This is a genomic window from Bradyrhizobium sp. 604_D8_N2_3 (assembly GCF_051810765.1).
Taxonomy (GTDB): domain Bacteria; phylum Pseudomonadota; class Alphaproteobacteria; order Rhizobiales; family Xanthobacteraceae; genus Bradyrhizobium; species Bradyrhizobium barranii.
Window position 1 is genome coordinate 5,335,380 of the sequence record NZ_JBPWPM010000001.1, and the last position, 23,644, is coordinate 5,359,023.

General features: G+C 64.6%; 19 protein-coding genes and 3 tRNA genes. 11 read left to right on the forward strand and 11 right to left on the reverse strand.

What is annotated here, in order from left to right; all coding sequences use genetic code 11:
* The first annotated feature begins 80 nt into the window (after nucleotides 1-80).
* The 4 genes from AB7245_RS25365 (at nucleotide 81) to pepT (ending at nucleotide 2,405) form a co-directional block, all read left to right on the forward strand.
* Nucleotides 81-284, forward strand: a complete 204-nt coding sequence (locus AB7245_RS25365) for a hypothetical protein (protein ID WP_071913352.1) — start codon at nucleotides 81-83, stop codon at nucleotides 282-284.
* Between the two features lie 159 nt (nucleotides 285-443).
* A tRNA-Asp gene (locus AB7245_RS25370) sits at nucleotides 444-520 on the forward strand.
* 185 nt (nucleotides 521-705) lie between these two features.
* Nucleotides 706-1,035, forward strand: coding sequence for an HU family DNA-binding protein (locus tag AB7245_RS25375; RefSeq protein ID WP_085400700.1), 330 nt, complete (start codon nucleotides 706-708; stop codon nucleotides 1,033-1,035).
* 119 nt (nucleotides 1,036-1,154) lie between these two features.
* Nucleotides 1,155-2,405 (forward strand): peptidase T, encoded by a 1,251-nt coding sequence (gene pepT, locus AB7245_RS25380; protein ID WP_085400702.1) that lies wholly within the window; start codon nucleotides 1,155-1,157, stop codon nucleotides 2,403-2,405.
* A gap of 170 nt (nucleotides 2,406-2,575) precedes the next feature.
* Here pepT and AB7245_RS25385 read toward each other — a convergent pair whose 3' ends face one another.
* Nucleotides 2,576-3,292, reverse strand: coding sequence for a cation transporter (locus AB7245_RS25385; protein ID WP_085400703.1), 717 nt, complete (start codon nucleotides 3,290-3,292; stop codon nucleotides 2,576-2,578).
* A gap of 187 nt (nucleotides 3,293-3,479) precedes the next feature.
* Here AB7245_RS25385 and AB7245_RS25390 point away from each other — a divergent pair, with 187 nt between their 5' ends.
* Genes AB7245_RS25390 through AB7245_RS25410 form a run of 5 tightly spaced genes read left to right on the forward strand, consistent with a single transcriptional unit; the run spans nucleotide 3,480 to nucleotide 10,334 of the window.
* Nucleotides 3,480-3,842 (forward strand): hypothetical protein, encoded by a 363-nt coding sequence (locus AB7245_RS25390; RefSeq protein WP_071913346.1) that lies wholly within the window; start codon nucleotides 3,480-3,482, stop codon nucleotides 3,840-3,842.
* 55 nt (nucleotides 3,843-3,897) lie between these two features.
* A complete protein-coding gene (ihpA, locus tag AB7245_RS25395; RefSeq protein WP_085400705.1) occupies nucleotides 3,898-5,172 on the forward strand; it encodes a divalent metal ion exporter subunit IhpA in 1,275 nt (424 codons plus the stop codon).
* Nucleotides 5,169-6,146 (forward strand): divalent metal ion exporter adaptor subunit IhpB, encoded by a 978-nt coding sequence (gene ihpB, locus AB7245_RS25400; protein WP_085400707.1) that lies wholly within the window; start codon nucleotides 5,169-5,171, stop codon nucleotides 6,144-6,146. Before ihpA ends, ihpB begins: the two co-directional genes overlap by 4 nt.
* Nucleotides 6,139-9,357, forward strand: a complete 3,219-nt coding sequence (locus tag AB7245_RS25405; RefSeq protein ID WP_354116198.1) for an efflux RND transporter permease subunit — start codon at nucleotides 6,139-6,141, stop codon at nucleotides 9,355-9,357. The genes ihpB and AB7245_RS25405 overlap by 8 nt, the downstream gene beginning before the upstream one ends.
* 2 nt (nucleotides 9,358-9,359) lie before the next feature.
* Complete coding sequence (locus tag AB7245_RS25410; RefSeq protein ID WP_085400710.1) at nucleotides 9,360-10,334, forward strand: cation diffusion facilitator family transporter; 975 nt, start codon at nucleotides 9,360-9,362, stop codon at nucleotides 10,332-10,334.
* Nucleotides 10,335-10,461: 127 nt separating this feature from the next.
* Here AB7245_RS25410 and AB7245_RS25415 read toward each other — a convergent pair whose 3' ends face one another.
* Nucleotides 10,462-11,322 carry a class I SAM-dependent methyltransferase gene (locus AB7245_RS25415; protein WP_085400712.1) on the reverse strand — a complete coding sequence of 287 codons (861 nt, stop codon included), beginning with the start codon at nucleotides 11,320-11,322 and terminating at the stop codon, nucleotides 10,462-10,464.
* A 180-nt stretch (nucleotides 11,323-11,502) separates the two neighbouring features.
* A complete protein-coding gene (locus tag AB7245_RS25420; RefSeq protein WP_014494837.1) occupies nucleotides 11,503-11,694 on the reverse strand; it encodes a hypothetical protein in 192 nt (63 codons plus the stop codon).
* 433 nt (nucleotides 11,695-12,127) lie between these two features.
* Here AB7245_RS25420 and AB7245_RS25425 point away from each other — a divergent pair.
* Nucleotides 12,128-12,204 (forward strand) — tRNA-Val (locus tag AB7245_RS25425).
* A 92-nt stretch (nucleotides 12,205-12,296) separates the two neighbouring features.
* Here AB7245_RS25425 and AB7245_RS25430 read toward each other — a convergent pair.
* The 6 genes from AB7245_RS25430 to AB7245_RS25455 form a co-directional block, all read right to left on the reverse strand.
* Complete coding sequence (locus AB7245_RS25430) at nucleotides 12,297-12,701, reverse strand: GFA family protein (RefSeq protein ID WP_085400713.1); 405 nt, start codon at nucleotides 12,699-12,701, stop codon at nucleotides 12,297-12,299.
* 70 nt (nucleotides 12,702-12,771) lie between these two features.
* On the reverse strand, nucleotides 12,772-15,195 hold the full coding sequence (gene lon / locus AB7245_RS25435; protein WP_028149034.1) for an endopeptidase La: 2,424 nt from the start codon (nucleotides 15,193-15,195) through the stop codon (nucleotides 12,772-12,774).
* 324 nt (nucleotides 15,196-15,519) lie between these two features.
* A complete protein-coding gene (clpX, locus tag AB7245_RS25440) occupies nucleotides 15,520-16,791 on the reverse strand; it encodes an ATP-dependent Clp protease ATP-binding subunit ClpX (RefSeq protein WP_014494834.1) in 1,272 nt (423 codons plus the stop codon).
* A 461-nt stretch (nucleotides 16,792-17,252) separates the two neighbouring features.
* Entirely contained in the window at nucleotides 17,253-17,885 is a 633-nt protein-coding gene (locus AB7245_RS25445; protein ID WP_063982958.1) for an ATP-dependent Clp protease proteolytic subunit, read from the reverse strand.
* Between the two features lie 400 nt (nucleotides 17,886-18,285).
* Nucleotides 18,286-19,647 (reverse strand): trigger factor, encoded by a 1,362-nt coding sequence (gene tig, locus AB7245_RS25450; protein ID WP_085400716.1) that lies wholly within the window; start codon nucleotides 19,645-19,647, stop codon nucleotides 18,286-18,288.
* Between the two features lie 174 nt (nucleotides 19,648-19,821).
* Nucleotides 19,822-19,906: transfer RNA gene (locus AB7245_RS25455), tRNA-Leu, on the reverse strand.
* 154 nt (nucleotides 19,907-20,060) lie between these two features.
* On the opposite strand from AB7245_RS25455, the gene AB7245_RS25460 reads away from it, so the two are divergent.
* Nucleotides 20,061-21,389: a multicopper oxidase family protein gene (locus AB7245_RS25460; RefSeq protein WP_085400718.1), complete on the forward strand. Its 1,329-nt coding sequence runs from the start codon at nucleotides 20,061-20,063 to the stop codon at nucleotides 21,387-21,389.
* Between the two features lie 4 nt (nucleotides 21,390-21,393).
* On the opposite strand, the gene AB7245_RS25465 is transcribed toward AB7245_RS25460, so the two are convergent.
* Nucleotides 21,394-21,831 (reverse strand): GNAT family N-acetyltransferase, encoded by a 438-nt coding sequence (locus AB7245_RS25465; RefSeq protein ID WP_085400719.1) that lies wholly within the window; start codon nucleotides 21,829-21,831, stop codon nucleotides 21,394-21,396.
* On the reverse strand, nucleotides 21,831-23,330 hold the full coding sequence (locus AB7245_RS25470) for a bifunctional ADP-dependent NAD(P)H-hydrate dehydratase/NAD(P)H-hydrate epimerase (protein ID WP_063982954.1): 1,500 nt from the start codon (nucleotides 23,328-23,330) through the stop codon (nucleotides 21,831-21,833). Before AB7245_RS25470 ends, AB7245_RS25465 begins: the two co-directional genes overlap by 1 nt.
* Nucleotides 23,331-23,644 lie beyond the last annotated feature (314 nt).

The window sequence follows — 23,644 nt, forward strand, 5'->3', positions numbered from 1 at the left end:
AACCCGCGAAACCATCCGGAAACAGATGGTCCTTAAGACATGAGCCCATAGACGGCGGCTAAGCCCGTCGGGAGGCCCATATGAACCACTCTATTCACTCGGCTGATCGTGGCACCCACCTGAAGATCGTGGTGGTGGCGCTGGTTGCCGGTATTCTGGTCGCCGGCTTCGGCATCGCAGCCCGCACCAACGTCGATACCAGCCAGACCGCCCAATCGGCTCACGTGATCAAGGCCGGCAAGCCGGTGGCCGTGACCAGCGCAGGCACGTCGGAGATTCGCTGACACGCCCTGTTTCGGGCTGACCGAGGCCGCCGCCTGGCGGCCTTTTTCGTTTTCCAGAGCAATGCTTAGCCGATGCGTCCTGACAAAGCGCAACGTCCTTGACTTCACCCAGCCCCGCCTTTAAGTCCCCCCTCGTTCCGCGCGCTTTCAGCGAACCACGCGGGAGTAGCTCAGTTGGTTAGAGCGCCGGCCTGTCACGCCGGAGGTCGCGGGTTCGAGCCCCGTCTCTCGCGCCATTTTGGCAATCCCTTCATAGTCTTAGCCCGAACTTCCCGATGCCTTTCGCGGCATTGCCGGCGTCTGCCGGGAACTCGTGGCATAGTCAGCCCGCGCCCGAATCGTCTACGCCTTCCAGGACTTGGAGGGATCCCCACGCTTGACCGGCTTTTCCGGGGCTTCCCTGTCATTGAGGAGGCCAGACATGGCTAAGAAGGATTCGGCCAAGAAGGATTCGGCGAAGAAGGCAGCCGCTCCCGCCACCATCACGCTCAAGCACCTCGCCGCTGACATCGCGGAGAGCCAGGACCTCTCGAAAAAGCACACCGAGGCCGTCCTGACCGACATGGTCGATCTGATCGCCAAGCACCTCAAGAAGGGCGACCGCGTCCGCATCGTCGGGCTCGGCATCCTCCAGGTCCGCAAGCGCGCCGCCCGCACCGGCCGCAACCCCACCACCGGCGAGGCGATCCACATCAAGGCCAGCAAGAAGGTCGCCTTCCGCCCGGTCAAGGAGCTCAAGGAAGCGATCTAGCAGCTACGTTTCGTTAAGCCTGATCCGCTTCGTTCCGGCCGCATCACGGCCCGCTTTTCTGATATACCGCCTGCTTCCCCCAAGCCTTGCTTCCCCAAGACCCGGCGGTTTGACCAGAAATGTCCTCCCTCTCCTTTTCGCACACCGTGACCGAACGCTTCCTGCGCTACGTCACCATCGACACCCAGTCCGATCCGGAATCCCCGGCCTCGCCCTCGACCGAGAAACAGAAAGATCTCGGCCGCGTGCTCGCCGCCGAGCTGAAGGCCATGGGCGTCGCCGACGCGCATCTCGACGACTTCGGCTACGTCTACGGAACGATCCCGGCCAACACCGACAAAAAGGTGCCGGTGATCTGCTTCTGCTCGCACATGGACACCTCGCCCGACGTGACCGGCAAGGACGTCAAGCCGCAGCTGGTGAAGGACTATCGCGGCGGCGATATCACCCTGCCGGGCGATACCAGCCAGGTGATCCGCTTCACTGAACATCCCGCGCTGAAGAACCAGATCGGCAACGACATCATCACCACCGACGGCACCACGCTCTTGGGCGCCGACAACAAGGCCGGCGTCGCCGAGATCATGGATGCCGCGCATTTCTTCATCAACAACCCCGATGTGAAGCACGGCACCATCAAGATCCTGTTCACGCCGGACGAGGAGATCGGCCGCGGCGTCGACAACGTCGACCTGAAGAAGCTCGGCGCCGATTTCGGCTACACCATGGACGGCGAGAGCGCCGGCAGCGTCGAGGACGAGACCTTCTCGGCCGACGGCGCCACCATCACCATCAACGGCGTCAGCGCCCATCCCGGCTACGCCAAGGGCAAGATGGAGCACGCGATCAAGATCGCAGCCGCCATCGTCGAGCGGCTGCCGAAGGAAGGCTGCTCGCCCGAGACGACGTCAGGCAAGCAGGGCTTTCTGCATCCGATCGGCATCGACGGCGCGCTGGAGCAGGCGACGCTCTCCTTCATCGTGCGCGACTTCACCGAGGAAGGGCTGAAGGAGAAGGAAGTTCTGCTCGAGAACATCGTCAAGGACGTGATGAAGGACTATCCGCGCTCGACCTACAAGTTCGAGGTCAGGGAGCAGTACCGCAACATGAAGCAGGTGATCGACCGTCACCCGCACATCCTCGAATACGCCATCGAGGCGATCCGCCGTGCCGGCCTGCGCCCGATGCGCACCGCGATCCGCGGCGGCACCGACGGCTCGCGCCTGTCCTTCATGGGCCTGCCCTGCCCCAACATCTTTGCCGGCGAGCACGCGTTTCATTCGCGGCTCGAATGGGTCAGCCGGCAGGACATGGAAAAGGCGGTGCAGACGATCGTGCATCTCGCGATGATCTGGGAGGAGAAGGCGTAGGAACGCCGCACCTCCCGGCAGCAGGGCAAAATAATTCCGAGCCCTGCGGAACGATCCAGTACAGGGCGCGTTAGCGCTTCAAGTCCCAAGGATGAGAATGTGAGCACAAAAGGCCTCAGCCGGTCAGCCCCGGGCTGAGGCCTTTCCGCGTTTGGATCGCGCCCCCCCCGTCAGGCAGTCACGGCAGCTTGCCCGCCGCGATACTCTGCCCATGCTTGCCGCAGAATTTGCAGCGACGAGGTCAGGAAGATTCCAGCCATTACCGCAGCGACAGCCAAATCGGGCCATGCCGTCGCGGTTCCAAATACACCGATGGCAGCGACCATCACGATGACGTTGCCGATCGCGTCATTGCGCGAGCAGAGCCAAACCGAGCGCACGTTGGCATCGCCGTCCTTGTAGCGCGCGAGCAGGAGAACCGAGGTGAGGATCGCCGCCAGCGCGGCCAGGCTCATCGCTCCCATCAGCTCCGCACGCGGGAGCCCCAGGACCAAGGTCTGATAGAGCGTTGACCCGAACACCCAGGCGGCCATGGCACTGAGCGACAACCCCTTGAACAACGCGGCGGTGGCACGCGTCTTGATGCTCGCGCCGATCACCGAAAGGCTCAGGCCGTAGGTGACCGTGTCGGCGAGGAAGTCGAGAGCGTCGGCCTTGAGAGCCTGGGAGCCGGCCAAATGGCCCGCCGCCATTTCGCTCACGAACATCGCCGCGTTGATGGCGATGACGGTCCACAGCACGCGCTTGTATCGCGGATCGAGCCCGTCGAAGACCGGAACGCCCGCCGAGCAGCAGTCGGCGCAGCCTGACGCGGCGACTTCCTCCACACGGGCTTTGGCGGCTTCCCCGCAGCACGCATCGTGCGAGCAGCAAGACTCTTCGGGCATTCCGAGCTCCCTCTCGTCGTTTCTATCTTACCATCGGACCGTAACGATGGCGATGAACGAACGACGCTGCTTGCAATCGCGTGGACACATGCGGGTGCGACGTTCAGTTCCGCACACGTAACATTATTGCGGGTCGACACTGTTCCGGTCGCCATGCTACGAACCCGGACGTAACCAGAGTGACTTCGTGACTGCGATCCGCCGCCCGATCAGATTGTTTCGCCTGCGCAACTGGCGCGGGCTGTTGGCTGCGTGTCTCGCAATCAGCTATCTGCTGTCGGGCGTGTTGCATACGTGCCAATGCCTGGACGTGACCAATCCGTTCGGCCAGCTGGAAATCGCTGCGTCGCCGGGACCCGATTCCGGAGATACGGATAGCAAGACGCTGGCGGCCCATCACTGTCATGGCTGTTTCTCGGTCGTCTTCGCGCAACTGCTGCTGCCTGACGCAATGTCGGAGCTGGTGGCCGCGTCAAATCCGCCTCGGCTGACTGTGCTTGCAGGCGTCGTGCCCGACACCGACTCTCCGCCCCCCAAACATCTGACCTGAACTGATCGGCCGGGCGCCCGTGCGCCTACGATGCTATTGTTCACAGGTCACCTTCATGTCTTGCAGACGGACTGCCGCGCGCCTGGCGTGCGCGATGGCGATTTTCGTCAGCCCCTGGCTGACGCAACACACGCACGCCCAGACGCTTACGATGCGGAGCGCGCTGTCGCGCGCGCTGACCGCGAGCCCGCGGCTCACCGCGGCGGAGCGCGACGTCGGCATCGCCACGGGGCAGCGCATCCAGGCCGGCGCGCTGCTCAATCCGGAGCTGTCCTATGAACAGGACAATTCGTTCGGGTCGGGCATCTATCGCGGCACGAGATCGGCCGAGACCACGCTCCAGATCAGCCAGGCCTTCGAGCTGTTCGGCAAGCGTGATGCGCGGATCGCCGCGGGCGCCGCCGGCATCGAGGTGGCCGCGATCCAGCGCAAGGCCGTCAGGCTGGAGGTGCTGTCGGAGACTGCGATCGCCTTCCTCAGCGTGCTCGGCGCGCAGCGGCGCATCCAGATCCTCGACGAGCAGATCGCCGCGATCGACCGGCTGACGCCGCTGCTGCGCCGCCGCGTCGAGGCCGGCGCCTCCTCACCGGCCGAGACCGGCCGCGCCGAGGTCGCGTCCGCCCTGGTGAAGGCCGACCGCGAACGCTTCAAGGCAACGCTGGCGAGCGCCCGGCGCGAGCTTGCGGTGCTGATGGGGGATCCCGCGGCAAAATTCGGCGACGTCTCCGGCCGGCTCGACACCACGGGAAAGACGCCGACGTTCCAGTCGGTGGTCGCCGCCATCGATGCCAATCCGCAGCTGGTGCGCTGGACCGCGGTCTATGCCCAGCGCAACGCCGAGCTGTTGATGGCGCGCTTAAGGCCCTATCCCGACGTGCGCATCGCCGCCGGCTGGCGCCATTTCAACGAGACCAATGACGACGCGGTGCGCCTTACCGTCTCGGTGCCGATTCCCGTGTTCGACCAGAACCAGGGCAATATCCTCTCGGCGCAGGAAAGCCTCGCCAAGACCAGGGCCGAGCGCGAGGCCAACCGCAACACGCTGATCGTGGTCGCCGGCCGCGCCTACGACTCGCTCCAGGGCTCGCTGCGCGAGCTCGCGGTGCTGCGCGAGACCGCGATTCCGAAAGCCACGGAAGCCTCGGAGGCGATCGCGCAGGGCTACGGCCAGGGCCGCTTCTCGCTGCTCGAAGTGCTCGACGCTCAGGCGAGCGTCACCCAAGCGCGGCTGCGCGAGCAGGAGGCGCTGCAGAACTTCCATGCCGGCGTTGCGACCATCGAAGGCCTCGTCGGCAATCCCTTTGCGCTGGCCCGGGAGAGCGCGCGATGAAGACATCCTCCACCATCGTCGTTGCCATCGTTGCCGCAGCACTTGGCGCTTACGGCTATTCCCTGCTCGCGCCTGCCGGGGTCGCGCACACCGAGCATGCCGCGGACAAGAAGCCGGAGAAGCCGAACGACCATGTCGAGCAGGACGAGCACGGCGCCGACCGTATCCGCATCTCCGACGTCAAGCTGGCGGCCGCCGGTGTCACGCTGGCGGAGGCCGGGAGTGCGACGCTGACCGATACGCTGTCCTTCAACGGCATCTTGCGCGCCAATCAGGAAGCCGTCGTGCAGGTGACGCCGCGCTTTCCGGGGGTCGCCAAATCGATCCAGAAGCGCATCGGCGACAGGGTCGGCAAGGACGATCTGCTCGCCGCGATCGAGAGCAACCAGAGCCTCACCGTCTACGAGCTGAAGGCGCCGATCGCCGGCACCATCATCGAGCGGCAGATCTCGCTCGGCGAATACGCCTCCGAGCAGAAGCCGGCCTTTGTGGTCGCCGACCTCTCGACGATCTGGGTCGACCTGTCGATCTACCGGCAGGACCTCCGGCGCGTCCGCCTCAACGACGAGGTGCTGATCGATCCCGACGATGGCCGCGGCGAGATCAAGGGCACGATCTCCTACATGGCGCCGATCGGCAGTAGCGAGACCCAGACCGCGCTCGCCCGCGTGGTGCTGCCAAATCCGGACGGGCGCCTGCGTCCCGGCCTGTTCGTCACGGCGCGGCTGATCCTCGCCGCCCGCAACGTCGCGGTCGCCGTACGCCGAAGTGCGATCCAGACGCTGGAGAACAGGACCATCGTGTTCGTCCGCGAGGACGGCGACAAGATCGAGGCGCGTCCGGTGGAGCTTGGAGACTCCGATCCGCGCCATGTCGAGATCAAGGCGGGTCTTTCGGCCGGCGAGCATTACGTCGCCGAGAACAGCTTTGTCGTGAAGGCGGAGATGGGCAAGGGCGAGGCCGAGCATGATTGAGCGTCTCACCGCCGTCTCGCTTCAGCAGCGCTGGCTGGTCCTCCTGCTCGCGCTCGGCGCCGTCGCTTTCGGAGGGTGGAATTTCCAGCGCCTGCCGATCGACGCCGTCCCCGATATCACCAACGTCCAGGTCCAGATCAACACCCGCGCGCCCGGCTACTCGCCACTCGAAACCGAGCAGCGCATCACCTTCCCCGTCGAGACCGCGATGGGCGGCCTGCCGAAGCTCGATTACACCCGCTCGCTGTCGCGCTACGGCCTGAGCCAGGTGACGGTCGTGTTCAAGGACGGCACCGACATCTATTTTGCCCGCCAGCTCGTGGGCGAGCGCATCCAGCAGGTGAAGGACCAGCTTCCGGCGGGCGTCGAGGTCGCGATGGGCCCGGTCTCGACCGGCCTGGGCGAAATCTTCATGTACACCGTCGAGGCCAAGGCGGGCGCGAAGACGCAAGGCGGTCACGACTATTCGCTGACCGATCTGCGCACCGTGCAGGACTGGATCATCCGGCCGCAGCTTCGCAACGTGCCCGGGGTGATCGAAGTCAACACCATCGGCGGCTTCGAGCGGCAGTTCCACGTGCTGCCGGACCCCGGCAAGCTGATGGCCTACCGGCTCGGCTTTCGCGACGTCATGACGGCGCTCGCCGCCAACAACGCCAATGTCGGCGCCGGCTATATCGAACGCAACGGCGAGCAGTATCTCGTGCGCTCCCCGGGCCAGGTCGGCAACATCAGCGAGATCCAGGACATCGTGATCGGCTCGCGCGGCGGCAATCCCGTCAGGATCAGGGATGTCGCCACCGTCAAGGAAGGCCGCGACCTCCGCACGGGAGCGGCGACGCGCGACGGCGAGGAGACCGTGCTCGGCACCGCCATGCTGCTGATCGGCGAGAACAGCCGCAGCGTGGCGCGCCGCGTCGCAGCCCGTCTCGACGAGATCGCCAAATCGCTGCCCGACGGCGTCGTGACGCGGACCGTCTACGACCGCACCCATCTGGTCGAGGCCACCATCCGCACGGTCGAAAACAACCTCCTGGAAGGTGCGGCGCTGGTCGTGGCCGTGCTGTTCCTGATCCTCGGAAACATCCGCGCCGCGCTCGTGGTGGCCTGCGTCATTCCGCTCTCCATGGCCATGACGATCACCGGCATGGTCGAAACAAAAGTCAGCGCGAACCTGATGAGCCTGGGGGCGATCGATTTCGGCATCATCGTCGACGGCGCCGTGATCATCGTCGAGAACTGCCTGCGCATGCTGGCCGAGGCGCAGCGCCAGAAAGGCGGGCTGCTCTCCACCCCCGAACGGCTGCGCGCGATCCTGCGCGGGTCGCGCGAGGTCATCAAGCCGAGCCTGTTCGGAACGCTGATCATCGCGGTTGTCTACCTGCCCGTACTGACGCTGACCGGCGTCGAGGGCAAGATGTTCACGCCGATGGCGCTGACCGTGCTGATGGCGCTGGGCGCCGCGGTGCTGTTCTCCATCACCTTCGTGCCGGCGGCGGTTGCCATCTTCGTCACCGGCAAGGTGTCCGAACACGAAAACCTGTTCATGCGGGTGGCGAAGCGCATTTATCTCCCCCTGCTCCGCCTCGCGATCGACAATCGGGTCGCGGTCACCGTCATGGCCGCCATCATCGTGGTCGCAAGCGGCATTGCCGCCGCACGCATGGGCGGCGAGTTCATCCCGAGCCTGGACGAAGGCGACGTCGCGCTGGCCTCGATCCGGATTCCCGGCACCAGCCTCACGCAGTCGCTGGATCTGCAAAAGGCGCTGGAAAAGCGCATCAAGGAGATTCCCGAGGTGAAGGAATTCTTCACCCGCATCGGCACCGCCGAAATCGCGACCGACCCGATGTCGCCGGCGCAGACAGACGGCTACATCATGCTGAAGCCGCGCGCGGAATGGCCCGATCCGGACAAGCCGAAATCGGAGGTGATCGAGGCTATCGACCACGCTGCCGACGACATTCCCGGCAGCGCCTATGAAATCTCCCAGCCGATCCAGTTCCGTGTCAACGAGCTGATCTCCGGCGTGCGCAGCGACGTCGGCATCAAGGTCTTCGGCGACGACCTCGACATCCTCCAGGGCGCCGCAAAGCAGGTCGAGGCCGCAATCCGCGGCATCCGCGGCGCCAGCGACGTCAAGATCGAGCAGGTCTCGGGCCTGCCGATCCTCACCGTCCGGCTCGACCGCCAGGCGCTCGCCCGCTACGGGCTCAGCATCGGTGAGGTGCAGGGGATCGTCGAGATCGCGGTCGGTGGCAAGTCGGCAGGCAAGCTGTTCGAGGGCGACCGCCGTTTCGATATCGTCGTGCGCCTGCCGGAACATCTGCGCGGCAATCTCGACGCGATCCGGGCCATCCCGATCCCGCTGCCGCCGAGCGAGGAAGCAGCAAGCGGCACCGCCGTTCGAACGGCGCTGACCGCCTCTCCCCTTGCCCAGATGCGCTATGTTCCGCTGTCGTCGGTCGCAACTGTCGATGCGACGCCCGGCCCGAACCAGATCAGCCGTGAGAACGGCAAGCGGCGCATCGTCGTCACCGCCAATGTCCGCGCGCGCGATCTCGGTTCCTTCGTGAGCGAGGCGGAAGCCGCCGTCGCCGAGAAGGTCAAGCTGCCGCCCGGCTATTGGATCGGCTGGGGCGGCCAGTTCGAGCAGCTGGTCTCGGCGACCAAGCGGCTGATGATCGTGGTACCGGTGGCGCTCCTGCTGGTGTTCCTGCTGCTGTTCATGGGCATGGGATCGGCGGCGGATGCGGCTTTGGTGTTCTCCGGCGTGCCGCTGGCGTTGACGGGCGGCGTTGCCGCGCTGCTGCTGCGCGGCATTCCGCTGTCGATCAGCGCCGGTGTCGGCTTCATCGCATTGTCGGGCGTGGCTGTTCTCAATGGTCTCGTCATCATCGCCTTCATCGAGCGGCTGCGCAGCGAGGGGCGCCCCGTGGCCGACGCGGTACGCGAAGGTGCGCTGACGCGGCTGCGCCCAGTGCTGATGACCGCGCTGGTCGCCTCCCTCGGCTTCGTGCCGATGGCGCTCGCCACCGGCGCCGGCGCCGAGGTGCAGCGTCCGCTGGCGACCGTGGTGATCGGCGGCATCATCTCCTCGACCGTGCTGACGCTGCTGGTGCTGCCGGCGCTCTATGCGCTGTTCCGGCGTGACGGGGCTGCCGAAACGCCTACAATGGCGCCTGATTTGGCGGCGTCCGGGGAGCGCTAGATTTGGGCAGCCACGACCATCACGGTCATCACCACCATGATCATGCCGGCCACGGGCATGATCACGGGCATAACCACGGTTCTGGCCACCCGCATGTCCATGCGCCCGCCAATTTCGGCACGGCGTTCGCGATCGGCATTTCGCTCAACACCGCGCTGGTCGTGGCCGAGGCGATCTACGGCTATATCGGCAACTCCACCGCCCTGCTCGCCGACGCCGGCCATAACCTCAGCGACGTGCTCGGCCTGGTTGTGGCCTGGTGCGCGTCGATTGCGGCAAGGCGCGCGCCGAGCGGCCGCTTCACCTACGGTTTTCGCGCCTCCACCATCCTGGCGGCGCTCGCAAATGCGGTGTTCCTGCTGGTCGCAACAGGGGCGATCGGCTGGGAGGCAATCTTGCGGCTGCGCGAGCCGGAGCCGGTCGCGGGCGTCACCGTGATGGTGGTCGCCGGCATCGGCATCCTCATCAATGGTTTTACCGCCATGCTGTTCGCGCGCGGACGCAAGGACGACATCAACATCGAGGGCGCCTATCTGCACATGGCGGCCGACGCCGCGGTCTCGCTTGGCGTCGTGATCTCGGCGGCGCTGATCATCTGGACCGGCTGGCTCTGGCTCGATCCCGTCACCAGCCTCGTCATCTGCGCCACCATCCTCTGGAGCACCACCAGCCTGCTGCGCGGCTCTATCGACATGTCGATGGCGGCGGCGCCCAAGGGCACCGACATCGCCGCTATCAGGATCTTTCTGCTGGAGCGGCCCGGCGTCTCGGGAATCCACGACCTCCACGTCTGGCCGATCTCGACCACCGAGACGGCGCTGACGTGCCACCTCGTCATGCCCGCCGGGGCCGGCGATGCATTCCTGATGGAGACGGCGCAGCAGCTGAGGGTGTCGTTCCGCATCGGCCACACAACGCTTCAGATCGAGACGCATCCGGATAACGGGTGCGCACTGGCGCCGGATGATGTGGTGTAATGGGCACAACGCCTCCCCATCGTCATTGCGAGCGAAGCGAAGCAATCCAGACTGTCTCCGACGAGGCAGTCTGGATTGCTTCGTCGCTTCGCTCCTCGCAATGACGACGTGGAGAGAGAGCGGCGTCTTACGCCGCCTTCGCCGTCACGATCCAGATCGCGCCCTGCAGCGCTACGCTTTGTCCCTTCAGGAACGGCGCCAGCATCTCGCGGATCGAGGCTTTTGCGGCCTCGTACGTCTCCGGCGGATGGCCCTGCAGCGCGCGGCTGGCCGGGCCGATCTGGAGCGCGCCGTCCACGGCGGCATCGAGCCCGCCGCCGATCGCGACATCCATCGCGAGATTGTGCGGCTGCATCGCCACGTCCGCGAATCCGGCGCCCTTCAGGATACGCATCACGCGCTCTTCAGAAGCAAAGGCGAACGGGCCCGGCTCTTCCGGCCCGACCGGCGGCATCTTCGGGACATGTTTGTAGACCGCCATCAGCGGCGCCATCATCCACGGATTTTCCTTCGGCTCGCGCCAGCAGGCGAAGGCGAGCCGTCCGGTCGGCTTCAGCGCGCGCCGCAAATTGGTGAAGGACGCAATGGGATCGGCGAAGAACATGACGCCGAAGCGCGACGCCAACAGGTCAAAACTCGCCGGCTCGAACGGATGCACCGTCGCATCCGCCAGCACGAAATCGAGCGGCAGGCCTTTTGGCGCAAACGCGCGCGCCTGCGACAGCATCGGGTCGGAGACGTCGAGGCCGAGCGCGAAGCCATCGGACGCGACAGCCTTCGCGAACGCGAACGTCGTCGCACCGGAGCCGCAGCCGACATCGAGCACGCGCTCGCCCGGCTTCGGCCTGGCGCGGTCGATCAGCACGTCGGCGATGGGTCCGAGCAAGCTTTCCTGGGCAGCGTGCCGATCGGCCCAGCGCTGCCCGCTCGGACCGTTCCAATAGGCGATCTGGTCGGCATTCTCTGCGTGTCCGCTTGGCTGTTCCATGGATCCCCTCCGGCAGCTTGGTCGAAAGACCCCGATGCCGAAAAGCAAGGACGCCGTCAACTGAGGCGGCCTGTTCGGTCCACCTGTCAGCGAGACGTTCTTGCGTTCACGCCGCACGACACGGCGTCAGAGGTTGACGGACCGCCGAGGTCTTCAACTGCCGACCTGCGCTACGCCGGATCATTCGGCCGCGAGCGAAACTCCGGTTCGCTTGGCGAGGACGCGGCGAAAGTCGGCTGCCAGCTCGTCGTAATAGTTGGCAAGCTCCTCGTAGAAGGCCCGACCGGCCTCATCAGGAGCTTCTTGAGCCGCTTTCATGCAGTGGGCGGCTTTCGACTCGTACCTTTCCAGCTTGATGCGAAGATCACTCATCACGGCGATACTCCACGCTGCCACAGGGAGCCGTAACGTTGGTTCGGATGGCGATCAAAAAGATGACCGAAAAAGGGCAATTTTGGACCCTTGGAGGGCGGCTCGTGGGCGTCCGATGCCAGGCGCAACGAGCCAGGACAGCCGCCAGCGGCCAAATCGGCGCGCCGTCAGCCGGAACTACCAAATTGGAATGATCGAGCCGCGGCGGCTCATGCGTCGCACTTCGCGCAAACACGCCCGGCAACAATGTCGGTAGATGAGGTCCAGCAGGGCACACATTGGCCACCCCTCCATCGTGAATTGCGGTGGACATTGGCCGACTCGCGGGCGGACACCTGTGACAATCATCACAAAGGCGGTCTTGCTCGAGCCCTGTTTGCGATGCGTTCGGGCCTTGCTCGAACACCCGCGGGAGGGCTAAAGAGGCGCCTTGGGGCGGTTAGCTCAGCTGGTTAGAGCATCTCGTTTACACCGAGAGGGTCCGCGGTTCGAATCCGTGACCGCCCACCAGCCTGCGCTCGCGCAGCGACGCAGGCTGCCACGCCGAATCCCAACGGGCGAAGGCGGGCTTTTTGCGGCGAGCTTCGGCTTGGCAAGCCAGCCTAATCCCCCGGCCTCCCCGGCAGCAACGGCACCGCGTCGATCCACACCGCCGCCGACTGGCACCAGATCTGCCTGACGGGCCGCAATTTGTCGCGCTGGCGGATTGAGCCCCAGCGGATGCCCCAATCGTCAGCCTGGTCGCCCTCGCCGCTGGTGAACAGCGGGGAACCGCAGTCGGCGCAGAAGTGCTGGAAGCGCATCCGGCCGTTGTCGCCGCGCTTGCCGTAGACTTTTGGCGTGCCGCTGGTCAGCCTGACGTCGGCCTTGCTACAGATCGCGGTCACCCGGAACGGCGATCCCGTCAGGGTCTGACAATCCCGGCAATGGCAGACCGACACCGTCTCGGGATCGATCTCGGCCTCGAAGGTGATCTGCCCGCAATGGCACTGCCCGTCGATCTGCATCGCCCTGATCCCTGCCCCCAAAAACAAAAACGGCGCCCGAAGGCGCCGTTTTATCATCTTTCGCTGAACCTCAGTGAGCGGTCAGTCCGCCGGCGGCCTCGTCCCCGTCCGGCTTCACCGTCACCTTGGTGTCCTCTTCCCAGACGATCGGCACCGGCTTCTTCACCAGCGCTTTGGCGACGACGTCGTCCAAACGCGACACCGGGATGATCTCCATGCCGCCCTTGATCGCATCGGAAATCTCCGTGAGATCCTTGGCGTTGTCCTCGGGGATCAGCACCGTCTTGATGCCGCCGCGGGCAGCGGCCAGCAGCTTCTCCTTCAGGCCGCCGATCGGCAGCACACGGCCGCGCAGCGTGATCTCGCCGGTCATCGCGACATCGTGGCGGACCGGAATGCCGGTCATGACCGAGATGATCGCGGTGGCCATCGCCACACCCGCCGACGGACCGTCCTTCGGCGTCGCGCCTTCCGGCACGTGCACGTGGATGTCGCGCCGGTCGAACAGCGGCGGCTCGATGCCGTAGACGATCGCACGCGAGCGCACGTAGGACGCCGCTGCCGAGATCGACTCCTTCATCACGTCGCGCAGATTGCCCGTGACCGTCATCTTGCCCTTGCCGGGCATCATGACGCCTTCGATCGTCAACAGCTCGCCGCCGACATCGGTCCAGGCAAGGCCCGTGACGATACCGACCTGCGGCTCGCTCTCGATCTCGCCGAAGCGGTACTTCGGCACGCCGAGCAACTCTTCCAGAGTCTTCTCGGTGACCTTGACCGACTTCTTCTTGGAGATCATCAGCTCCTTCACCGCCTTGCGGGCGAGTGTGGAGAGCTCACGCTCCAGATTACGCACGCCCGCTTCGCGGGTGTAGCGGCGGATCAACAGCAGCAGCGCGTCGTCGTCGATCGAGAACTCCTTGGAGTCCAGGCCGTGCTTGGACACCGCGTTCGGGATCAGATGCTTGCGCGCGATCTCGACCTTCTCGTTCTCGGTGTAGCCCGCGATCCGGATGATCTCCATGCGGTCCATCAGCGGCCCCGGAATATTGAGCGTATTCGCGGTCGTGATGAACATCACGTTGGACAGATCGTAGTCGACCTCGAGGTAGTGGTCGTTGAAGGTCCCGTTCTGCTCGGGGTCCAGGACCTCGAGCAGCGCCGAAGACGGATCGCCGCGGAAATCGGCGCCCATCTTGTCGATCTCGTCCAGCAGGAACAGCGGATTGGACGACTTCGCCTTCCGCATCGACTGGATGATCTTGCCGGGCATCGAACCGATATAGGTGCGGCGGTGACCGCGGATCTCGGCCTCATCGCGCACGCCACCGAGCGAGACGCGCACGAATTCGCGCCCCGTCGCCTTCGCGATCGACTTGCCGAGCGAGGTCTTGCCGACGCCGGGGGGGCCGACGAGGCAGAGGATCGGTCCGGTCAGCTTGTTGGCGCGCGACTGCACCGCGAGATACTCGACGATACGGTCCTTGACCTTCTCCAGCCCGTAGTGATCGGCATCCAGAACCGCCTGCGCCGATTCCAGATCCTTCTTCACCTTGGACTTCTTGTTCCACGGGATCGACAGCAGCCAATCCAGATAGTTGCGCACGACGGTCGCTTCCGCGGACATCGGCGACATCTGGCGCAGCTTCTTCAATTCATGCTGCGCCTTCTCGCGCGCTTCCTTGGAGAGCTTGGTCTTGGAGATCTTCTCTTCGAGATCGGCGAGTTCGTCGCGACCGTCGTCGTCGCCGAGCTCCTTCTGGATCGCCTTCATCTGCTCGTTGAGATAATACTCGCGCTGGGTCTTCTCCATCTGGCGCTTGACGCGCGAGCGGATGCGCTTCTCGACCTGCAGCACCGAGATCTCGCTCTCCATCAGGCCCAGCACCTTCTCGAGGCGCGTGGTGACCGACAGCGTCTCCAGGATTTGCTGGCGATCCGCAATCTTGACGGCGAGATGCGAGGCAACGGTGTCGGCGAGCTTGGCGAAATCGGTGATCGCTTGCACGACGCCGACGACCTCGGCCGAGATCTTCTTGTTGAGCTTCACATAGCTCTCGAAGTCGGACACGACCGAGCGCGACAGTGCCTCCGCCTCGACCGATTTCGCATCGGTGTCGGCGAGCGCAATCGCGGTCGCTTCGTAGTACTCGCTGCGATCAGTGTATTTCTGCACGCGCGCACGCTCGAGCCCTTCGACCAGCACCTTCACGGTGCCGTCGGGAAGCTTCAAGAGCTGAAGCACGCTGGCGAGCGTACCGGTCTCGTAAATGGCGTCGGGCGCCGGATCATCGTCGGACGCGTTCTTCTGCGTCGCGAGCATGATCAGCGCGTCGTTCTTCATCACCTCTTCGAGCGCGCGGATCGACTTCTCGCGACCGACGAAGAGCGGAACGATCATGTGCGGGAAGACGACGATATCGCGCAGCGGCAGCACGGGATAGGCGTGCGTTTCGCCATGGACGATGGTTGGCCGGGGTTTTGGATTAGTCATGGCCTTTTCCTTTTGCTTTGCCCCCTTGCACGCAGCCCGCCATGCTCATGCGCAACCGCCACAAGGTGCCGAGGTGATCCACAAAACCGGCCTACCATTCTAAGGTTGGACCGGGCTTGCCGGATCGGAACTGAGGCGAATCTTGAAGAGAATTTTCGCTCGCCGTCGACATTAGGTGGCTATCGACCGGGGGGGTGTCAAGTCATTGAAAGACGCGCGCCATCAGGCGCTTACGCACGCGTATAAGCGACGCAACATCGGCTGCGGAGAACCATTCCGCAGCCGCTACTATCAAAGACGATTGGAGCGTCCCAGCGCCGCAAATCAGGCGCTGGCGTTCTCGACGGCGCGATCGGACCGATCGGCGTAGATGTAGAGCGGACGGGCCGTACCTTCCACGACTTCGCGCGAAATCACGACTTCTTCCACACCTTCCAGGCCCGGCAGGTCGAACATGGTCTCGAGCAGGATCGCCTCGAGGATCGAACGCAGACCACGCGCGCCGGTCTTGCGCTCGATCGCCTTGCGGGCGACCGCGCCAAGCGCCTCGTCGGCGAAGGTCAGCTCGATGTTCTCCATCTCGAACAGCCGCTGGTACTGTTTCACCAGCGCGTTCTTCGGCTCGGTGAGAATCTTCTTCAGCGAGGTCTCGTCCAGATCCTCGAGCGTCGCCACGACCGGCAGACGGCCGACGAATTCGGGGATGAGACCGTACTTCAGGAGGTCCTCAGGCTCGACGTGGCGGAAGATCTCGCCGGTACGGCGATCCTCCGGCGCGAGCACCTGGGCGGCGAAGCCGATCGAGGTCGACCGCCCGCGCGCCGAGATGATCTTCTCGAGGCCGGCGAACGCACCGCCGCAGATGAACAGGATGTTGGTGGTATCCACCTGCAGGAACTCCTGCTGCGGATGCTTGCGGCCGCCCTGCGGCGGGACCGAAGCCACCGTGCCTTCCATGATCTTCAGCAGCGCCTGCTGCACGCCCTCACCCGACACGTCGCGCGTGATCGAGGGATTGTCGGACTTGCGGCTGATCTTGTCGATTTCGTCGATGTAGACGATGCCGCGCTGGGCGCGCTCGACATTGTAGTCGGCGGCCTGGAGCAGCTTCAGGATGATGTTCTCGACGTCCTCGCCGACATAGCCGGCTTCGGTCAGCGTCGTGGCATCGGCCATCGTGAACGGCACGTCCAGGATGCGGGCGAGCGTCTGCGCGAGCAGCGTCTTGCCCGAACCGGTCGGACCGATCAGCAGGATGTTCGACTTCGCGAGCTCAACGTCGTTGTGCTTGGTCTGGTGGTTGAGGCGCTTGTAGTGATTGTGCACCGCGACTGACAGGACCTTCTTCGCATGGCTCTGGCCGATGACGTAATCGTCCAGGACCTTGCAGATTTCCTTCGGCGTCGGAATGCCGTCGCGCGACTTCACGAGCGAGGATTTGTTTTCCTCGCGGATGATGTCCATGCAGAGCTCAACGCACTCGTCGCAGATGAAGACCGTGGGACCCGCGATCAGTTTGCGGACTTCGTGCTGGCTCTTGCCGCAGAACGAGCAATACAGTGTGTTCTTGGAGTCGCTCGTGCCGACCTTACTCATTCATGTCTCCGTCCGCGGTTCGATCCCGCTCCGCTCGATCGCTCCATTCCGGCACGCATGCCGTATGAAGTTCAAATAGAGCAAATTCCGTACCAAAAAAGACCCTACGCGTTACATCCCGTGCGAATCACGGTCACTCGATTCTCCGCGATCATAGCCGATCAATCGTAGCCAACCATGCTGTCACCCGACTATCAAGAATTCGCTAATCGAGGGGGCGCTGGCTACCCGTGACAATACCGTGATTTCACGTCTTGGCACGGACGAAGTGATCGAAATCGCCCCGGAGTTGCTGGATTGCCACGAAAAACAAGCACGAAAGCGGAACTTTCTGCCTGTCGCGGGGCGCAACACTGTTTTTTGCGCCGCCGCGTAGTGCGCCGTTAACGTGAACGTCGCCCTGACGATCCCGAGAAATCCCCATAGGTATTCCAGGGATCGATGTTGCAGCCCCGTTCGCGTTACTGCGGTTTCGCCGCCGGCTCTTCGGCGCGCTTGTCGATGACCCTGTCGACCAGGCCGAACTCCTTGGCGTCGTTCGCGGTCAGGAACTTGTCGCGTTCCAGCGCGTCCTCGATCGTCTTGTAGGTCTGACCGGTGTGCTTCACGTAGATCTCGTTGAGCCGCTTCTTCAGGTTCAGGATTTCCTGCGCGTGCAGCATGATGTCGGTGGCCTGGCCCTGGAAGCCGCCGGAGGGCTGATGCACCATGATGCGCGCGTTCGGCAGCGAGAAGCGCATATCCTTTTCGCCGGCGCAGAGCAGCAGCGAGCCCATCGAGGCGGCCTGGCCCGTGCACAGCGTCGAGACCGGCGGGCGGATGAACTGCATGGTGTCGTAGATCGCGAGGCCCGACGTCACCACGCCGCCCGGCGAGTTGATGTACATCGAGATTTCTTTCTTCGGATTTTCCGCTTCAAGGAACAGGAGCTGCGCGACCACCAGCGTCGACATGCCGTCTTCGACCGGCCCGGTCAGGAAAATGATGCGCTCCTTCAACAGGCGCGAGAAGATGTCGTAGGCGCGCTCGCCACGGTTGGTCTGCTCGACCACCATGGGCACGAGGTTCATGTAGGTTTCAACCGGATCGCGCATGAGTCACCTAGGGTTTTAGGAGGCGGACATTGCCAGTCTTGGCTGCCAGTTTAGCTGGATTTGCCGGAAGGCCGATGGACGCCAGTGATGCAGGAAGTGGGTAGAGGTAGAACGCTTGGTATAAGACTTGGTACAGGGCGTACCGACAGATATAGCCCAATTCGCGCCAGACAAGTGCGGAGCGAATTAAGGCTTAATCCACGGGGCACTTGAAGCTGATTCTCGCAAATAGGCCCAGCCAGCCAGTTGGCTAGCCGGGCCCCTTTGATGATCATCCTTAATGGAAGGCTGTTCTTGAGCCCCGTTCCGATGGAATTGGAACGGGGCTCTAGATTCTAAGTTTGACGCGTTTTCTTTACGCGAACCGGTATCCACTTCGCTCGAAAACGCTCTAGAGCCTTCAGGCTGCGGTCTTTTCCGCGTCCTCGTCCTTGTACAGGTCCTCGCGCGAGACCTTCTTCTCGGTCACGTTGGCGAGTTCGAGGATGAAGTCGACGACCTTGTCCTCGTAGATCGGTGCACGAAGCTGGGCCAACGCCTGGGCGTTGCTGCGGTAATAGTCCCAGACTTCCTTCTCGCGGCCCGGCATCGAGCGAGCGCGCTCGATCACGGCGCGGCCGACCTCGTCGTCGGTCACGGTGATCTTGTTCTTCTCGCCGATCTCGGACAGCACGAGGCCGAGCCGCACACGGCGGTCTGCGATCTTGCGGTACTCGTCCTTGGCCTTGTCTTCGGTGGTATCCTCGTCCGCGAAGGTCTTGCCGGCCGAATCCATCTCGGCCTTGACCGAGTTCCACATCAGATTGAACTCCTCGTCGACGAGCGACGGCGGCGCTTCGAAGCGATGCGCCTCGTCGAGGCGGTCGAGCAGCGCACGCTTGACGCGCTGGCGCGTCGCGCCGGCGAACTCGGCAGCCAGACGCTCGCGCGCGGCTTCCTTCAGCTTGTCCAGCGATTCGAGGCCCAGCGTCTTGGCGAACTCGTCATCGATCGCGACGTCCTGCGGCGCCTCGATCGAGGTCGCGGTGGTCTCGAACTCGGCCGGCTGGCCGGCGAGCTTGTCGTTCATGTAGTTCTTGGGGAACGACACTTTCAGCGTGCGCGTCTCGCCCGCGCCGATGCCGGTGAGCTGCTCCTCGAAGCCGGGGATGAAAGTATTGGAACCGATCGCGACCTGGATGCCCTCGCCGGTGCCGCCCTCGAAGACTTCGCCGTTGATGGTGCCCTTGAAGTTGATGGTGACGCGGTCGCCCGACTCGGCCTTGGCGCCCTCGGCCTTGGCCGCATAGCCGCGGTTGCTGTCGGCGATGCGCTTGATGGCTTCGTCGACATCGGTGTCGGACACGTCGGCGACAGGCTTCTCGACCTGGAAGCTCTTGAAGTCGGCGAGCGCAATCGCGGGCACCACTTCGATCGCGACCGTGTAGGTCAGATCGGTCTTGCCGTTGAGCAGCTCCTCGACCTCGGCCTGCTCGGTCGGCATGGTGATCTTCGGCTCGGTCGCAAGGCGGAAACCGCGGTCGGAGAACAGCTGCGTGTTGGTGTCGCGGATGGTCTGGTCGATGGTCTCGGCCATCACCGAGCGGCCATAGACCTTCTTCAGGTGAGCGACCGGCACCTTGCCGGGGCGGAAGCCGTTGATGCGGACCTTGTCCTTGAGATCGACGAGTTTGGCACCAGCCTTGGCGTCGAGATCAGACGCGGGAACGCTGATCTTGAACTCGTGCTTCAAACCTTCCGAGAGGGTTTCTGTGACCTGCATGGCGTCCAATCTTCTTCTCGCTCGGCCCCGGCACGCATGCGTCGGGACGCTGTCATTAATCGAACCGGCGCGAGGCAAGACGCCTCAACGCCGGTGGTTCATCGGACCACTTCCGCCGGAAACACTCCGTGAGGAAGCAGCCCTTCGGTAATCCGTGCAAACGCTGAAAGCGCTTGGTGCGGGCGGAGGGACTCGAACCCCCACAACTTTCGTCACTGGAACCTAAATCCAGCGCGTCTACCAGTTCCGCCACGCCCGCGTGAATTTGCATCAAGACCGGCCGCGATGCCGCGGGCGGCCGGGCTTATAGCATGTGCCTGACTGTTCGCAGCAAAAAAATGGCCCGATAGCGGCAGGCTTTAAGTAGGCGCGACGGCTGGACTTATCCAGCGCTTCATGGTCCGCATCGAGCCATGAAAACGCGGATCTCTGACCCGACCCGGCGCGAGGTTTTGGCCGGACTTGGAGCTGGACTTGGAGCCGGACTTGGAGCCTCCGCAGCCGGGTTGATCGCCGGCGGCGCGGCCCCCGCTGTCACCGCCCAACTCGCCCTGCAGGCAAGGCCGGCAACCCTGGCGCTCAAGCCGGGCCAGCCGGCGACACCGATCTGGGAGCTGGCCGCCGTAAGCCACATCGGGAACGTCCGTCTCAAGCGAGGCGACCGCTGCGAGGTAGTCTTCCGGAACGACCTGCCTGTCCCGCTTGCGCCAGTCTGGTACGGCCTGAATGGCCCGGCCGCGGCCGACCCGTTGCGAGGGCGTACGCCGACTGCGCCGGATGTGACTGAAACCTCAATTGTTTCAATACCAAATGCAGGAACTCTGGCAGCCGACTTCCGCCTCTTCGAAGACGGTCTGAAGCTGCCCGCGCGTCCGCTTCCGATCATCGCCGGCGAGACAAATCGCGTCGCCGTCGACCGCGACGAGGTCTTGTTGATCGAGGAATGGCGGCTGCGGCCAGATGGGACCGCGCTTCCGCCCGGCCGCGCCCCTGGGGACACGACACCGCTCTTTACCCTCAATGGCCGGACTTCATTCGAACTCTCAGCCGCAGCCGGCGAGCGGCTGCGGCTGCGCTTTATCAACGGCTCGCAACGTTCTGTTCTGGCGATCAAATTGGAAGGCCACGAGGTCCAGGTGATGGCCCTGGACGGACAGCCGGCCGAGCCATTCCCGGCGCGCAACGGCGCCCTGGTGCTCGCCCCCGGCGCACGCGCCGACGCCTTCGTGGATGCAGCCACATCGGCCCCATTCCTGTTGCATGACGGCAAGGAGGCGCGCCAGGTCGGGAGCCTCACGATATCAGGCAAGCTCGAGCGGCGCGCGCCGCTGTTGCCGCCACAGCCGCTCCCCCTGAACGACCTCCCCGAGAAGCTCGACCTCAAAGGCGCCCTGCGGTTCGATGTCGCGCTCGGCGCGCCCGACGCCGGCTGGGCACGGCCTGCAAGCTTCTCCGTCTCCTCCAATCCCGTCTTCCGCGCCAGGGCCGGCCGCACCGTCGTGCTGGCCCTCAAGAACCCCGGACCGGCCACGACCGTGTTTCACCTGCACGGCCATCATTTCCGCCTGCTCGACAAGCTCGACGACGGCTGGAAGCCCTACTGGCTCGACACGCTCGCAATCGAGCCCGGCCAAACCCAGCGCGTCGCGTTCGCGGCGACCTCACCCGGACCCTGGCTGATCGAATCCGTCGTGACCGACTGGGCCGCGCCACGGCTGGTGCGCTGGTATGGGGTGGAGTGAGCGACTACCGCCGCGTCCAGAGGTAGCGAGCGTCAGGCTCCCGCTCCTCGTTCCGCGCCCCGTCGGTTTGTTCAACCAGTGCGAACCCGCGCGTCTCATAGAAGCGCCGCGCCGGCGCGTTGCGCTGGAAGGTCCAGAGCTCCAGCCGGTCGCTGGCCCGCTTGGCGACATCAAGGAGTTCTGTGCCGACGCCGCGCCCCCGTGCGACGGGCAGTACATAGAGCTGCTCAACCCAACCTTCGTGGAAGGCGATGATCCCGCTCAGGACGTCATCATCGAACCGCCCCCACACACGGCACGTCGTGAATACGCGCTCGCGGTAGAACCAGCGGTCCTCATCGGGCGTGTGCAGCCCAACGAGCCACGGCATCGCCTGGTCGAACGCTATCCGATGGACCTGCGCGGCCGCGCCCATGTCGGTGAGCGCGAGCTGCCTGAGCACTAGTACTCCACCCCGAGCGCATTATAGATCCGCCGGTGCACGGCCGGCAGCGTCTCGGTCAGGTCCTCCGCGATCAGGCCGGGCCCCGCCTCGCTTCCCGCCTCGCCATGCATCCAGACGCCGATGCTGGCGGCCTCGAAGGCCGGCACACCTTGGGCGAGAAGGCCCGCAATGATGCCGGCGAGCACGTCTCCGGCGCCGGCGGTGGCGAGCCAGGGCGGCGCGTTGGCGGCGATGGTGGCGCGCCCGTCGGGCGCGGCGATGGTGGTATCCGGCCCCTTCAGCAGCACGACCGCACCACAGCGCTCGGCGGCGGCGCGGACGCGCTCCAGCTTCGAGCGGCCCGGATGTTTGTTGCTGAGGTCGGAGAACAGGCGCGGAAATTCACCCTCGTGCGGCGTCAGCACGACCGCACTGTCCTCAGAGGACTTGATCGATTCAAACAGCCGCTCGGGGTTTGCGGCAAAGCTCGTCAGCGCATCCGCGTCCAGCACCAGATGCCGCTGCGCGTGAAGCGCCGTGTGGACCAGATCGCAGGTGCGATCGCCGACGCCCGCGCCGGGTCCGATCAGGCAGGTATTGTAGCGTTTGTCGCCGAGCAACGCGCCGAATTCGACCGCTGTGTCGCAGGCGCGAACCATCACCGCGGTGAGCGCGCTGGCATTGATCGCGAGCGCATCGCGCGGGGTCGCCAGTGTCACGAGGCCCGCTCCGGCCCGCAAAGCCCCACGGGCGGCGAGCCGCGCCGCGCCGGTCGCGGCGGCATCGCCCGAGACCGCCAGCACGTGGCCCCGTGCGTATTTATGGCCGTCGATGCGCGGCACCGGAAAGGCGGTGCCCCAGAAATCCGGATCGTTCTCGAAGGTCCGCGGCGCGATCTCGTCCAGCACCTGTGCGTCGATGCCGATGTCGGCGACGCGCACGTGGCCGCAATGCATCCGGCCGGGCAGCAGCAAATGCGCCGGCTTCTTGCGGAAGAAGGTGACGGTCTCGGTGGCGTTCACCGCCGCACCCATCACAGCTGCGCTGGTGCCGTTGATGCCGCTCGGCAGGTCGACCGCGAGCACCGGGGCGCCGTTGGCGTTGATCGCTTCGATCATCGCATGCGCCTCGCCGTCGACCGGGCGACTGAGGCCCGCGCCGAACAGCGCATCGATGATCAGCGCGGGCTTGCCGATCGCCTGCGGATTGAACGGCAGCACCGGGTGCTTCCAGCCGCGCGCCGCGGAGGCCGCGTCACCCTGGAGCTGGTCGCGCTCGCACATCAGGATCACCGAGACGTCGCGCCCTTGCGCGGCGAGCTCAGCGGCTGCGACAAAACCGTCGCCGCCATTGTTGCCGGGACCGGCCACGATCAGGATCGGCCCCTCCTCCACCAGCGCATTGGCGGCCTCCGCGACCGCCTGCCCCGCGCTAAGCATCAGCTTGAAGCCGGGCGTGCCTGCCGCAATACTGAGCTGGTCGGCACGCTGCATTTCAGCGTTGGTCAGAACTTCCATGCCACTTCCCTGGTCCAAACGCCTTTTCAACAGGCACGTTCCGTAAGGCCCACCCGGCAGAACAACGATTTGCACAGATATTGAACCGATTGCCTATTTCGTAGTCTGCGGTATTTTGAGCCAGTCGGCTCCACCTATCAGAGATGCGCGTTAAAAGGCTGATAACGCTCCAATAATCAGGGCATTTGCAACTTGGCATAGACCCTGCTTTCGAGGAAGCCGCTTCGGTTCGTCGTGCTCACTGGCAATCTATCAGGGTGTGGCCGGCCGTTGTTGCCGGGCTGGTCAGGCATCCCGGCATAGCGAAGACAAGA